At 73.6% G+C, this 13,566-nt stretch carries 9 protein-coding genes; 6 read left to right on the top strand and 3 right to left on the bottom strand.

Going from position 1 to position 13,566, the window contains the following annotated elements:
* Positions 1 to 106 precede the first annotated feature (106 nt).
* Positions 107 to 2,206, top strand: a complete 2,100-nt coding sequence (locus tag ANAEK_RS14475) for a TIM barrel protein (protein ID WP_012526874.1) — start codon at positions 107 to 109, stop codon at positions 2,204 to 2,206.
* Positions 2,206 to 3,708 (top strand): oligosaccharide flippase family protein, encoded by a 1,503-nt coding sequence (locus ANAEK_RS14470; RefSeq protein ID WP_012526873.1) that lies wholly within the window; start codon positions 2,206 to 2,208, stop codon positions 3,706 to 3,708. Before ANAEK_RS14475 ends, ANAEK_RS14470 begins: the two co-directional genes overlap by 1 nt.
* Before the next feature lie 20 nt (positions 3,709 to 3,728).
* Here ANAEK_RS14470 and ANAEK_RS14465 read toward each other — a convergent pair whose 3' ends face one another.
* Positions 3,729 to 5,630 carry a dienelactone hydrolase family protein gene (locus ANAEK_RS14465; protein WP_232288223.1) on the bottom strand — a complete coding sequence of 634 codons (1,902 nt, stop codon included), beginning with the start codon at positions 5,628 to 5,630 and terminating at the stop codon, positions 3,729 to 3,731.
* Between the two features lie 183 nt (positions 5,631 to 5,813).
* Between ANAEK_RS14465 and ANAEK_RS14460 the strand changes: the two genes are divergently transcribed.
* The 4 genes from ANAEK_RS14460 to ANAEK_RS14445 all read left to right on the top strand — a co-directional run bounded on the left by ANAEK_RS14460 (position 5,814) and on the right by ANAEK_RS14445 (position 10,566).
* Positions 5,814 to 6,806, top strand: coding sequence for a glycosyltransferase family 2 protein (locus ANAEK_RS14460; RefSeq protein ID WP_012526871.1), 993 nt, complete (start codon positions 5,814 to 5,816; stop codon positions 6,804 to 6,806).
* 30 nt (positions 6,807 to 6,836) lie between these two features.
* Entirely contained in the window at positions 6,837 to 7,670 is an 834-nt protein-coding gene (locus ANAEK_RS14455) for an SGNH/GDSL hydrolase family protein (RefSeq protein WP_012526870.1), read from the top strand.
* 35 nt (positions 7,671 to 7,705) lie between these two features.
* Positions 7,706 to 8,356 carry an acyltransferase gene (locus ANAEK_RS14450; RefSeq protein WP_232288222.1) on the top strand — a complete coding sequence of 217 codons (651 nt, stop codon included), beginning with the start codon at positions 7,706 to 7,708 and terminating at the stop codon, positions 8,354 to 8,356.
* A gap of 146 nt (positions 8,357 to 8,502) precedes the next feature.
* Positions 8,503 to 10,566 carry a PKD domain-containing protein gene (locus tag ANAEK_RS14445; RefSeq protein WP_012526868.1) on the top strand — a complete coding sequence of 688 codons (2,064 nt, stop codon included), beginning with the start codon at positions 8,503 to 8,505 and terminating at the stop codon, positions 10,564 to 10,566.
* A 66-nt stretch (positions 10,567 to 10,632) separates the two neighbouring features.
* Here ANAEK_RS14445 and ANAEK_RS14440 read toward each other — a convergent pair whose 3' ends face one another.
* Both ANAEK_RS14440 and ANAEK_RS14435 read right to left on the bottom strand, forming a co-directional pair.
* Positions 10,633 to 11,784: a glycosyltransferase family 4 protein gene (locus ANAEK_RS14440; RefSeq protein ID WP_232288221.1), complete on the bottom strand. Its 1,152-nt coding sequence runs from the start codon at positions 11,782 to 11,784 to the stop codon at positions 10,633 to 10,635.
* Positions 11,781 to 13,352, bottom strand: coding sequence for a class I adenylate-forming enzyme family protein (locus ANAEK_RS14435; protein ID WP_012526866.1), 1,572 nt, complete (start codon positions 13,350 to 13,352; stop codon positions 11,781 to 11,783). The genes ANAEK_RS14440 and ANAEK_RS14435 overlap by 4 nt, the downstream gene beginning before the upstream one ends.
* Positions 13,353 to 13,566 lie beyond the last annotated feature (214 nt).

Here is a 13,566-nt window from a genome sequence, read left to right as displayed (position 1 = left end):
TATGCATCCGGCTGCCGGCGGGCGCTGCGCGGTGCGGCCGAGGCGATGCCCGGGGGGGGAAGACATGTTCGTGCCACGCGAAGTCGATCGCGAGGAACCAGGTCCCGTGAGCACCGAGGCCGCGTTCGGGCGGGTCGGCTGCTCGCTGCTCACGTTCCGCGCGTGGGACCGCCTCGAGGACGCGCTCGACCGAGCGCGCGCCCACGGCTTCGACCGCGTGGACCTCGGCATCGTTCCGGGCCACTGCGACCACGTCGATCCGCTGGCGCTCGGCGACGCGGAGCGCGAGGCGATCGCGACCGCGATCGCGGCCCGCGGCCTGGCGGTCTCGTCGGTGAACCTCCACCCCGGGGACCTGGTGTCGGACGACCTCGCGCTCGTGGACCGGCGCATCCGCGCCACGATGCGCCTCGCCCGGCGCATCGGCGCGCGGGTGCTGACGCTCCCGCCCGGCCCGCTGGTCCCGCCCGAGCAGTGGGAGGAGACCGCCGACGTCGTCGCCGCGCGGATCCGCGGCTACCTGGACCTCGCCGAGCAGGCCGGGCTCACGCTCTCGCTCGAGGCTCCCCACGCGCACACGCTCGCCGCGGACGTCGCGCAGGCGGCCCGCCTGTTCGAGCGCGTGGCGGATCCGCGCATCACCTGCACGCTCGACACGAGCCACGTCCAGCGCGGCAACCGCGCGCCGCTCGTCGACGCGCCCGCGCGCCTCGGGGTACCGATCGCGCACGTGCACCTGCGGGACACGCTGCGCGGCGAGGTCACGGTCACGCCGGGCAAGGGCGACTGCGACTACCTCCCGCTGCTCGAGGCGCTCCTGCGCGACGGGTACGCGGGCGACTTCAACTTCGAGCTGGAGAACGAGCCCTCGTCGCGCGCCATCGTGGAGCGCGAGCTCGGCTACGCTCGCGAGTACGTTCGCCGGATCCTGCACGGCGAGCCGCTGCCGCTGGAGAGCCGCGTCCGCCGCCAGGGGTGGTTCCGCGCGCTCGACACCGCCGCCTGGACCGCGCGCCACCCGCGCGAGTTCGTGATCGCGCACCCGCGCCTCAAGGCGGTGCTGCGTCCGCCGGTCCGCTTCGCGCGCCACGTCCGGGCGAACTGGGTGCCGTACCGGCAGGTGAAGTACCGCGCCGGCTGGCACGCCGGGTGGCAGGTGGGCCGCATGGCGAGCGAGATCCCGCCGCGGCCCATGGCCGCGCTGCCGGGCGCCGACCTGGCGGAGATCCGGGTGGCGCTCCTGGGCTGCGGCTACACCGGTCGCTTCGAGCACGGCCCGGGCTTCCTGCGCCTGCCGGGGGTGAAGGTCGCCGGGGTGTGCGACGTCCGGCCCGAGCGGGCAGAGCTGCTCGCCTCGCGCCTCGGGTGCCCCTCGTTCACCGACGCCGCCCGCCTCCTGCGCGAGGTCCGCCCCACGCTGGTGGTGAACTGCACGCGCGAGTGGACGCACCGCGACACGACGCTCATGTGCTTCGACGCGGGCGCCGACGTGTTCTGCGAGAAGATCATGGCCGAGAGCCTGGCCAGCGGCGAGGACATGGTCCGCGCGGCCCGGGAGAAGGGGCGCGTGCTGGGGGTCAACTACAACTGGCGCTTCCTGCCCGGCATCCAGCGCATCCGCGCGCTCCGCGAGTCGGGCGAGCTCGGGAAGCTCCGCATGCTCCGGGCGCTCTCCAGCGCGGGCGTCCACCACCACGTCCTCGACCTGGTGCGCTTCCTGGGTGGCCGGATCCGCACCGTCTCCGGCGCGATCCAGGACGAGCCGGGCACCCGCGGCCTCGAGCGGTGGAACGCGTACGCCCACGAGCTGCTGTACATCCCCTCGACGTACTGCGTGGCGACGCTGGAGACGGAGGAAGGGGTGGGCGCGAGCCTGGTCAGCTCTGGCCTCCTCGATCCCGAAGGCCTGCTCCTCACCCTCGACGCGGTGTTCGACCAGGGGTGCGTGAGCCTGAGCGGCATCCTCGACAACGACGCGCTCGGGACGCTCACCGCCTCGACGCGGAAGCCCGTGGATCTCCGGATGCGCCACGGCGACGCGCCGGCCGGCTTCGCCCTCTCGTTCCAGCGCTCGATCGAGGCGTTCTACGTCGCCTATCGCCGGAGCGGCGAGATCCCCGTCACCGGCGCCGACGCGCTCGAGCTCATGCGGGTCGAGCACGCGCTCGTCCGCTCGAGCGAGACCGGCCAGCGGATCGTGCTCTGATGCGGAACGTGCAACCTGCCGGAGCGCCGCCGCCCCCGACCCCCGAGGACGAGACGCCGGCGCCGGCGCTCGAGCAGCTGGGCCGCCGCGTCGCCAGGGGCTCGGCGTGGGTCGCGGTCGGCTACGGCGCGAGCCAGGTCGTTCGCTTCGGCGCGAACCTGGTGCTGACGCGCCTCCTGTTCCCACGCGCGTTCGGGCTCATGCTCCTCGTCAACGTGTGCCTGCAAGGGGTCCACCTCTTCTCGGACCTGGGCATCGGCGCCTCGATCGTGCAGCACCGGCGGTCCGACGCGGCGTTCCTGAACACCGCCTGGACGGTACAGGTGGCGCGCGGGTTCCTGCTCTGGCTCGCCACCTTCGCGGTGGCGTGGCCCGCCGCCTGGATGTACGGCGAGCCGCAGCTCATGTGGATGCTGCCCGTGGCCGGGCTGGCGGCCTGCCTGGACGGCTTCGTCTCCACCGCGATCGACACCGCGAACCGCGACCTCCGGATGGCGCGGCTCCAGCTGTTCGACCTGGCGGTACAGGTCTCGGCGTCGGTCATCATGATCGCCGGCGCCTGGCTCACCCGCAGTGTCTGGGCCCTGCTCGCCGGCACGATCGCCGCGAGCGCGATCCGCACGGTGCTCAGCCACGTGGTGATGGGCGGCGTCCGCAACCGGTTCTGCTGGGACCGGGAAGCGGCGGCGAGCATGCTGCACTTCGGCAAGTGGGTGTTCGTCAGCTCGGCGGTGATGTTCCTGGCGCAGCAGGGCGACCGGCTGGTGTTCGGGAAGGTGCTCCCGCTCGAGCGCCTCGGCGTCTACAACATCGCCCTGGCCCTGGTGGACGCCCCCACCGCGCTCATCGCCGCCATCTCGTTCCGGGTCTTCTTCCCCATGTTCTCGGAGATGCGCCGGAGCGATCCCGACCTGGAGGCCGCGTACCGCCGGGCCAACTCGTCCATGGCGCTGCTCGCCGGCGCGGGCGCGCTGGCGCTGATGCTGGCCGGCCCGCTGGTGGTCCAGGTGCTGTACGACGACCGCTACGCCGAGGCGAGCTGGATCGTGCGCCTGCTCGCGCTCGGGATCTGGGGCAGCTCGCTCGTGCACTTCACCGCGTCGGTGGTGCTCGCCGGCGGCCGCGTGAAGTGGCTCGCGGCGTCGAACGCGGCCCGCCTGGTGTGGCTGCTCGGCGCCGTCCCCCTCGCGTTCCGGCAATGGGGGTTCGAGGTCGCGCTCGGCTGCGTCGTCGTGGCGGATGTGCCACGGTACCTGTTCCTGGCGCTGGGGTGCCGCAGGGACGGCCTGCACATCCTGGCGGGGGACGCCGGGCGCACGGTCAAGCTCGCGGTGGCCGCCGGCGCGGGGTTGCTCGTGCTGGAGCTGCTGGGCCCGCGCAGCGTCCTCGCCGTCGCCGTCGCTTGCGTGGCGGCGCTCGCCGCCTGGCTCGCCATGAACCGCGAGCCCGCGCGCTGGTACGTCGAGAAGATTCGCGGCGCGCTGGCGGCCCGGCGCGGCTAGCGACCGTCCGGGCGCGCCGCTCAGGCGGTGCGACGGGCCGCGGGCGGGGCCTCGGCGGCCGATCCGCCGCGCGCCTCGGTCCAGCCGATCACGGCGTCGAGGAACGCCCGGGCGTGCTCGGGGAGCGAGAACCCCGGGTCGGCGTTCGGGATGCTCTTCGTCGAGACGCGCGCCTCGGCGCCGCCCGCCGAGGTGCGGAACCCCGGCCAGAGCTCGGAGAAGTACCAGGAGTTGTGCGTCGCCCCGAACAGGCACAGGACGGGGATGCGCCGCGCCAGGCAACCGCGGAAGGCCGCCACCAGCCCGAGGTTGGCCAGCGGCCCGAGGCGGGCCTGGAACCAGGCGTCGTCCGCCTTCGCCCGCCGCGGCCACAGGCGCCGCACCAGCGCCACCCGGAGCGACGTGAGCAGGCTTCGGTAGTCGCTCTTCATGCTGAAGAAGCGCCGCCAGGCCTCGGCGTCGAGCAGCTTGCGGGCATACGACCGCAGGAAGTGGTCCGCCGCGGCGCGCGCCACCGGCACCGGCGCGGCCGCCTCGTCGGCGCCGATGTGCGGCGTGAGCAGGAACGGCAGCTCGGAGGCGACGACGCCCGCCACGCGCGGGTCGGAGGCGCCCACGCGCACCGACGTGTTGGCGCCGCCGCAGAGGCCGACCAGGAACGCCGACCCGACGCCGACCGAGGACTCCAGGAAGGCGAGCGCGGCCCGCGTGTCCTCCACGAACACCCCGTTCTCGATGTCGTTGTAGAGGTCCGCCACGCTGGCGTGATCGATGGTGCCGTCGCTGTCGCCGATGCCGTGCGGGTCCGGCCGGAGCGCCACCCACCCGCGCCGGGCCAGCTCGCGCGCCAGCCGCACGTACAGCCGGTAGCGGGCGGTGCGGCAGTTGAAGCCGGGCGTGACCATCAGCACCGCGGGCCGCGAGCGGTCGACGGTCTCGGGGAGGTGGAGGATGGCCCGGAGCGTCCCGCTCGCGGCCGGGATCGAGACCGCACGCTCCACGCAGCCGTCGGCGGCGCGCCACTCCGTGGCGGGCGGCTCGGGGGCCGCGTGGACGGGGAGGGGGTTGGAGGCGGGGAGCGCCGCGATCCAGCGCAGCGTCGCCTCGAACAGCGCCGCCGGGCGCACCGTGTCCGCGTATTCGTCGTTCTGCTGCCAGGGCGGCGGGGCCTGGAACAGCTCCAGTCGCGCATCCCCCAGCGCGGTCCGGAGCCGCTCCAGGTCCCGGCGCGGCCTCGACTCGGCGCGGGCCGAGATCTGCGCGATGAACGCCGGCCCGCGGGCGGGCGCCCCGGGCGCGCCGAGATCGATGTCGGCGATGGAGCGGTGGATCGCCTCGGTGACCGGATGCCCCTCCACGATCACCTGGCCGCCCGCGGCGAGGTGCTCGCGGAGCTGGTCGCGCGTGCGCGGTGCGCGCCCGGTGTTGGTCATCTCCTTGACCATCACGGCGCGGAGCAGGCCGTCCACGTAGCGCTCGCCGCTCACCACCGGCTCCCACAGCGCGAGCGCCACGTCCAGCCCGCCGCGCGCCGCCCCCAGCGTGGCGAGCGTGGCGCCCAGGCGCAGGCCCCAGAACCCCTCGCACCGGACGCCCGCGCGCCGCTCCAGCTCCAGGCGCGCCGCCAGCACGTCCTCGACGTGGTCGTCCGCCGTGAACTCCTCGAACAGCCCCTCGCTGTCGCCGTAGCCCCGCACGTCGAAGCGCAGCACCCAGTGGCCCGCGGCGGCGAGCGCGCGCGCCCACTCGACGCAGGTGCGCTGCGCGAACCCCCGCTCCTCGCCGAAGGGGGCGCACAGCAGCCACCCTCCGCGGGACGCCGCCGGATCCGGCGGCGCATGGAGGACCGCGAACAGGCGCCGGCCGGCGCTGGTGAAGTAGAATGCCTGCTCGTCTGTCGCCGCCGGGGGGCGGGTCGCCATGTTCGCATCGCGCATTGCCGGTACGATTATCCCATGCCGAGCGCGCCCGCGCCCAGACGCGTCCGTGCCGCGTGAGGCTCCCTTGGCCCGGTGTCACGCGGCCACGCGATGGGGCGGTCGTGCCGTCCGCGCGCGGGACTTGTCCGGTCGCGGCGATGCGGTACACGGTCGAACCGCCACGCCATGACCCCGCGATCGTACTGTGTGATCACGCCCTGCCGCGACGAGGCCCGGTTCGCGCGCCGGACCCTCGACTCCGTCATCGCCCAGACCGAGCCGCCGGCGCTCTGGGTGATCGTGGACGACGGCTCGAAGGACGAGACCCCCGCCATCCTCGCCGAGTATGCCGCGCGCGTTCCCTGGATCCGGGTGCTCCGCCGCGCCGACCGGGGGGACCGGAAGGTGGGCGGCGGGGTGATCGAGGCGTTCGACGCCGGCCTCGAGACGGTGGACCTCGACGCGTTCGACTACGTCTGCAAGCTCGATCTCGACCTCGACTTGCCGCCCGGCTACTTCGCCGCGCTGATGGACCGGATGGAGGCGCAGCCCCGCCTCGGCACCTGCTCCGGCAAGGCGTACTACGTGCGCGGGGACGCGGGCACGCCCATGCCGTTCCCGCTCGGCGCGGACCCGCGCCTCGTCTCGGAGCGGATCGGCGACGACGTCTCGGTGGGCGCGAGCAAGTTCTACCGGGTCTCGTGCTTCCGGCAGATCGGCGGCTTCGTCCGCGCGGTGATGTGGGACGGGATCGACACGCACCGCTGCCGGCAGCGAGGCTGGATCGCGACCTCGTGGGACGAGCCCGAGCTGCGCTTCCTGCACCTCCGGCCGATGGGCACCAGCCACAAGAGCTGGTGGACGGGGCGGGCGCGGCACGGCTCCGGCCAGTACTTCATGGGCACGAGCCCGCTGTGGCTGCTGGCGAGCGCGGCGTTCCGCATGACCCGGCCGCCCCTGGTGGTCGGCGGCGTCGCCATCCTCTACGGCTACCTGCGGAGCCTCCTCACCGGCGCGCCCCGCTACGGCGACGCGGCGTTCCGCAGCTTCCTGAGGCGCTACCAGCTCCAGTGCCTGCTCAAGGGCAAGCGGCGCGCCACCGCCGAGCTGGACGCGCGCCAGGCGTCGGTGTGGAATCCGCGCGGCGAGGTCCCGGACTCGCTCCGAGCGGCCTCGTAGCGCCTGCCTCCTGCCGAACCGAGGACGACCATGACGACCCCGCCGCTCGCCGTACACGCACTCCTCGGCCTGGCCGCGTTCGCGGCCATGGCGGTCGCCTCGCGCGTGCGCGCCGAGCCGCGCGAGCGGCGCGATCTGCAGGCGGTCTCGGAGCGGCGGGTGTTCTTCGGACACCAGTCGGTCGGCGGAAACGTCATCCAGGGGCTCCAGGACCTCGCCGCGCAGCAGGGCGTGCCGCTCCGGATCGTGGAGGCCCGCGCCCCCGGCGTCGGCGCGGGCACCTTCGCGCACGAGGCGGTCGCCGAGAACGGCGACCCCATGCGCAAGCTGCGGAGCTTCTCCGCCGCCCTCGCCCCCGGCGGCGAGGGCGCGGGGGCCGAGGTGGCGCTGCTCAAGTTCTGCTACGTGGACATCCACGCAGACACCGACGTGGCGTCCCTGTTCGCCGCCTACCGGAAGACCATCGCGGAGCTCCAGGCGGTGAGCCCGGCCACGACGTTCGTGCACGTGACCGCCCCGCTCCAGACCGTCGAGGGCGGCGTGCGCGGGTGGGCGAAGGAGCTGCTGGGCAAGCCGCGGTGGGGGACGCAGCACAACGCGCGCCGCGAGGAGTTCAACGCGCTGATGCGGCGGGAGTACGGCGGGAAGGCGCCGCTGTTCGACCTCGCGCGCGTGGAGTCCACGCGCCCGGACGGGAGCGCGGAGACGTCCGCCTGGCAGGGCGGGGCCGTCCCGTCGCTCGTGCCGGCGTACACGGACGACGGCGGGCACCTGAACGCGGAGGGGCGGGCACGCGCCGCCCGGGCCCTGGCGTCGGTGATCGCGTCGGTGCCGCGCGAGCCGGCCCCGGCGGCGGCGCGCTGAGGCGCTCGCGGCGGCGGCTCGCGCCTGGGGGAGTCATGGCGGCACGGCGTCTGGCGGTCGGAATGGTCGGGGGCGTCGCGACGCTGCTCGCGCTGCTCCTGCGCGTGGCGGAGCCCGCGGTGGCGCCGCTCCAGCGGCTCTGGCGGCTCGCGCGGCTTCGCGCGCGCGTGGACGGGACGGTACCCGTCACCACCCAGTTCGACGGAGCGGTGGAGACGGGCGGGCGGCTGCGCCTGGAGCTCGGCGAGCACTGCCGCCTCGGCCGCCGTGTGTTCCTCGAGACCTGCGAGGGGGGGAGGATCCAGCTCGGCGCGCACGTCCGGATCAACGCCGGAGCGTTCATCGTGGCGTACTCCGAGATCTCGATCGGGCGGGACGCGCTCATCGCGGAGTACGTCAGCATCCGGGACGCCGATCACGGCCTGGCCGCGGACGGGCTCGTCCGCACACAACCGCACACATCCCGCCCGATCCACATCGGCGAGGGCGCCTGGATCGGCCGGGGCGCGGTGGTGCTGAAGGGCGTCAGCATCGGCGCCGGTGCGGTCGTCGCCGCGAACAGCGTGGTCACCAAGGACGTGCGGCCGATGGCCATCGTGGCGGGCGTTCCAGCGAAGGAGATCCGCCTCCGGGACGGGGCTCCGCTGGCGGCCGCGACGCCGAGGGTTCCGGGCGCGCGAGGCTGAAGGACCGTCACGGTGAGCGTACGCCTACATGTCCGTCCACAACCTCACAAGACCCTTAGCCTAGTCAGGTCCGGTAATGGTCTCGCTGTCGGTGTCGTGTTTATAAGGGACAGCCTCGTAGACACCGATCAAGGAGAGACCCACCGATGCACTTCCAGCCTGTCTCGAAGGGAACGGCGGCGGCCGCGCTGGCCATCGCCTCCATGCTGGCTCTGGGCTGTTCCGGCACCAACTCCACCTTCGAAGACCCTGCTGGACAGGCGCCGGGTGTCACCGTCTCCCCGGGCGCGGCCACGGTCTACCCCGAGCAGAGCCTCACGTTCCAGGCGAACGTGACGGGATATGCGAACCCCGGGGTCACCTGGTCGATCGCGGACGGGACGACCGGCGGCACGATCAGCGCCGATGGGTTCTACACCGCCCCCTCGAGCACCGGCACGTACCGGGTCGTCGCGACCAGCGTCGCGAACCCCTCCCTGAGCGCCAGCGCCACCGTGACCGTCTCGACGGCCCCCCCGCCGCCGCCGGACGGCTCGACGATGACGGCGGCGCACCGGACCTCCGGCGTCGCGCCGCTGGCGGTGTTCTTCGACGCGATCGACACCACGCCCACCGGCAGCGCCTCGCCGTTCAGCTGGGCCAGCAACGTGTACCAGCCCGCCGACCTCGAGGGCGCCCAGTACACGTGGAGCTTCGGTGACCCCGGCTCCGGGAGCTGGAGCACGACCGGGAAGTCGAAGAACACGGCGACCGGGTACACGGCCGCCCACGTCTTCGAGAACCCCGGTACGTACACCGTGTCGCTCACCGTCGTGGACACCGCCGGGGTCTCGCGCACCTACACCCAGACCATCAACGTCTCGGCGTTCAGCGGCACGACGTTCTTCGTCGCCGCGAACGGCAGCGACTCGAACAACGGCACGTCGCAGTCCACGCCCTTCCAGACGGTCCATCGCGCCATGACGGCCGCGCTGGCCGCCAGCGGCCCGGTGCAGGTCCTCTTCCGGCGGGGAGACACGTTCTCCGCCTCCGCGGTCTACGCGATCACCAAGCCCGGCCCCGGGATCATCGGTGCGTATGGCTCGGGCAACCGCCCGGTCATCAACGTCGCGGACATGGGGGACGGGAACGTCTTCAGCCCGCGGGGAACGGGCGCCGACTGGCGCATCATGGACCTCGACATGCGCGGTGCGAACCCGTCGACCGCGACCGGGCCCATCGGGCCGGACGTCTCGCATCAGGGCGTGAACCTGCTCGTCCTGCGGCTGCGTGCCAGCAACTTCTACGTCGGGCTCGGATGGGGAGACTGGACGCCGATCTACGCGACGCCCCACGACGGCATGTTCATCGTGGACAGCGAGTCTCCGAACAACGGCGGGTACGGGATGTACCTGGGCGGCCGGAGGATCGCCCTCCTCGGGAACGTCGCGAGCGATCCCGGCCAGACGCACGTGTGCCGGGTGTGGCAGGCGCACAAGGCCGTGATCTCGAACAACCAGTTCCTGCGCCCCGGAGGACAGCGCCACGCGCTCAAGCTGCACGGGCCGCAGCTGAACGACGGCCGCCCCGAGACGCGGTGGGTCTCCATCAACGACAACGTGTTCCAGGCGAGCGCCACGTCCCAGTGGACGGTCTCGATCGGCTCGGCCAGCAGCGTGGCGAACGAGAACGGTCCCGTCTCGCACCTCGTGCTCGAGCGAAACCGGTTCGGCGGGTCGGCGTCGCTCGTCGCGGACATCGAGACGGAGTCGAGCCACGCCATGGTCCGCAACAACGTCTTCGACGACACGCTCGCGTCCGGCGTGACCTCGATCCTGTGGGAGCAGCGCAACAGCGTCGTCCCTGCGCCCTCGGACATCCGCATCTACAACAACACGTTCTACAACGGGTCGGCGAGCGGCGGCTCCGGACTCATCCGGACCAACTCGACGACGACCAACCTCCGGCTCCGGAACAACCTGTACGCCGCCGACTCGACCGGGAACATCAGCCTCGTCCAGGGGACGCGCGGCGCCGGCTGGGCGGAAGACGTCAACCTGCTGGTCGGCCTGTCGGCGCTCGCGAACCCCGGGGGCGGGGACTTCACGTTGCCGGTCGGCTCTCCGGCGGTGGACGCAGGCCTGAACCTGACCGACGTCCGGGGCGACTACCTGCTCGCGCCGCGGCCGCGGGGCGCGGGGCTGGACGTCGGAGCCTTCGAGTCACGCTGAGCCCGACCCGGGCGCCGGCTGCTGCCCGACCGATGCCGTCCTCCAGCTCGGGGGACGGCATCGCCGTCAGAACGATCGCTTCCAGCGCTGGACGAGATCGCCGAACGAGGTCGGGCACTCGACCGTCGCATAGGCGTCCGCGGTGGTCCGGGAGAGGCGCTCGTACTCCGCGGGATCCGACAGCACCGTCTCGATCGCGTCGGCGAGCGAGGCCGGCGACCTGGCCCGGAAGAAGCGGAGGCCGCGGCCGTCGACGAAGGCCTGCGTGAACACCGGGTGGTCCGAGGCGACCACCGGCGTCCGGCTCGCGAGGGCCTCGGTCAGCGTCAGGGGCATGCCCTCGGTGAACTCCGGCCGTGTCGGCACGCACACGAGCGTGCTGTCCAGCATCAGGCGGAACGCCTCGTCGTTGCCGACGCGACCTGGGAACGTGGCGAGCCCCGGTGGCAGGGCGCTCGCGCGAGCGCGCAGCGCCTCGAGATCGGCGCCGCTGCCCACGGCCGTGAGACGCACCGGCCGCCCTCGCGCGTGCAGGAGGCGTATCCCCTCCAGCAGGTCCCCGACGCCCTTCTTCTCCGTCATCGCGCCCACGTACGCGACGCGCCAGGGCGCGCCCGCCTTCAGGGTCTTGACCGGCGAGTCGCGCGGATGGCGCGTGCCCGGCCAGTCCCACGCGATCGACTTCCGCGGGTCGATGCCGAACCGCGCCATCGACGAGGTGGCCGGGGCCTTGTGGTTCCCGACGAGGAACACGCTGCGGTCGTTGAGCAGCGGGGCCAGCCTCCGGCTCACGAAGCGGTTCTTGGCGTCGGGGTCGTCGAACGTGTTGGCGAAGACGACGAGCGTGCCGACGCCGCGCGCGACGCTGTACCGGAGCACCTGCCAGGCCAGGATGCCGCCCGTGCGGAGCAGGAGGTGGGTGGGACGGAAGCGCTCGAGCTCCCGGACGATCCGGCGGCCCCAGAGCGCCATCGCGACCGTGGATGGCAGCGGGCGCGGCAGCGCGCGCACCGGCAGCCCGACGAGCTCGCCCGCTCCCCGCCGCGCTCGATAGGCGGGCGCGTTCAGGCTGACGACGAGGTGAGGATCGCCCTCGAACAGCGCGTCGAGCGTCCGGAGCGTGTAGGCCATGCCGAAGTACGGCTCGGGCTCGCCGCGCGCGATGAGCTCGAGCGCGGCGGAGTAGTCTCCGTGCCCGACCATCGCGATCCGCCTCACGGCCCCGTCCTCCGCGCCAGCTCCGCGCGCAGCAGCTTCCCCGACTCGTTCCGCGGCAGCGCGTCCACGAACGTGAACCGCACCGGGACCTGGTACGCCGGCATGTGCTCGCGGCAGAAGCGGCGCAGGTCGTCCTCGGTCGGCGACGCGCCGGGGCGCGGCACCACGAATGCCACCGGCAGCTCGCCCATCAGCGCGTCCTGCACCCCGACGACCGCCGCCTCGGCGAGGTCGGGGTGGCGGGCCACCGCGTGCTCGATCTCGATCGGGCTCACGCGGTGCCCGCCGACCTTGAGGATCTCCTTCGACCGGCCGCGGTGGAAGAAGAAGCCGTCCGCGTCGCGCGAGGCGAGGTCGCCCGTCCACAGCCACCCGTCGTGCAGGATGGCGGCGGTCTCCTCGGGCTCGTCCAGGTAACCGAGCGTCACGTTGTCGCCGCGCGCCACCAGGTGGCCGGTCTCGCCGGTGGGCAGCTCCCGCCCGCCGTCGTCCACCACCCGGAGCTCGACGCCCGGGATGGCGACGCCCATCGAGCCGAGCTTCTCCTCGCCGCGCTCCGGCGGCAGGTAGGCGAGCCGCGCGGTCGCCTCGGTCTGCCCGTACATGACGAACAGCCGCGCGGGCTGGAACGCCTTGCGCACCCAGGCGACCGTGTCCGGCGCCATGGCGCCGCCGGCCTGCGTCAGGTAGCGCAGGGTGGGGAAGCGCAGGGACGCGACGTCCACCTGGCGGCGGATGATCTCGAACGTGAGCGGGACGCCGGCGAAGCCGGTGCAGCCCTCGCCGGTCATGGCCTCGAGGACCACGCGCGGGAACGCGAACCGTCCGTCGAGGAAGACCGAGCCGCCGGCCAGCAGGTGCGTCTGCAGCACGCTGCGCCCGTAGCAGTAGTAGAGGGGGAGGATCAGCAGCGCGCGGTCGGACTCGCCGAGCTCGAGGTACTGGACGATGGAGCGCGAGTTCGCCTCCACGTTCCGGAACGTCTGCACCACGCCGCGCGGCTGGCCGGTGCTGCCGGAGGTGTAGAGGACGAGCGCGGGCTGGTCGGGCGAGAGCGCCGGGGAGGGCGGGTGCGGCGCCCCACCCTCGGCCGGATCCACCCGGCCGTCCTCCAGCACCCAGGTCGCAGGGGTGCCGCCGAGCGCGTCGAGGAGCGCCGCCGGCGGGGCGCCGGGGTGCACGACCCAGAGTCGCTCGAGCGGGTGGCTCCGGCAGAGCCCACCCCACGTCCGTGCGTCGCGACCCCAGACCAGCGCGTGGCGCGTCCGGGTCTGCGCGAGGATGCGCCCGAGGATCTCCGGCGACCACTCCCGGTTCACCTCGACGGTGGTGGCGCCGAGCGCGTTCACGGCGAGCCCCGCCGCGACGGTCGCCGGAACGTTCGGCAGCGCGAGCATGACCCGGTCGCCGGGACGCACGCCCCGGGCCGCGAGGTGGCCCGCGAGCGCGCGCACGCGCCCGGCGAGCTCGCCGTACGTCACGCGCACGGAGGGCGTCGCCACCGCCGGCGCCTCGGGGCGCCGCTCGGCGTGCGCGAACAGCCAGTCGTGTAGGAACGGAGATCGCACGGCAGCGCCCACCCCTGGTCGCCAGACCCGCACCGCGCCACCATCGGTACCCCCACGCGGCCGCGCGCGCAATGCCGCGGGGCGTCCCGTGCTCATGGAAGCCCCGCCATCCCGCGGGAGCGGCGGGGGGATCGAGCCTAGAATCCCGACTTCGGCGCCGGGGGGCACCCGTCATCGTGGGACTGCCATGCCGCGCCCCGCAGGCGCGATAGTC

It is taken from the genome of Anaeromyxobacter sp. K, from assembly GCF_000020805.1.
GTDB classification, from domain to species: domain Bacteria; phylum Myxococcota; class Myxococcia; order Myxococcales; family Anaeromyxobacteraceae; genus Anaeromyxobacter; species Anaeromyxobacter dehalogenans.
This window is presented reverse-complemented; position numbering and strand designations above follow the sequence as displayed.

Coding starts and splice junctions, on each gene's coding strand:
- ANAEK_RS14465 (WP_232288223.1), bottom strand. CDS start 5,630: ATGGCGACCCGCCCCCCGGCGGCGACAGACGAGCAGGCATTCTACTTC.
- ANAEK_RS14445 (WP_012526868.1), top strand. CDS start 8,503: ATGCACTTCCAGCCTGTCTCGAAGGGAACGGCGGCGGCCGCGCTGGCC.
- ANAEK_RS14470 (WP_012526873.1), top strand. CDS start 2,206: ATGCGGAACGTGCAACCTGCCGGAGCGCCGCCGCCCCCGACCCCCGAG.
- ANAEK_RS14460 (WP_012526871.1), top strand. CDS start 5,814: ATGACCCCGCGATCGTACTGTGTGATCACGCCCTGCCGCGACGAGGCC.
- ANAEK_RS14450 (WP_232288222.1), top strand. CDS start 7,706: ATGGCGGCACGGCGTCTGGCGGTCGGAATGGTCGGGGGCGTCGCGACG.
- ANAEK_RS14455 (WP_012526870.1), top strand. CDS start 6,837: ATGACGACCCCGCCGCTCGCCGTACACGCACTCCTCGGCCTGGCCGCG.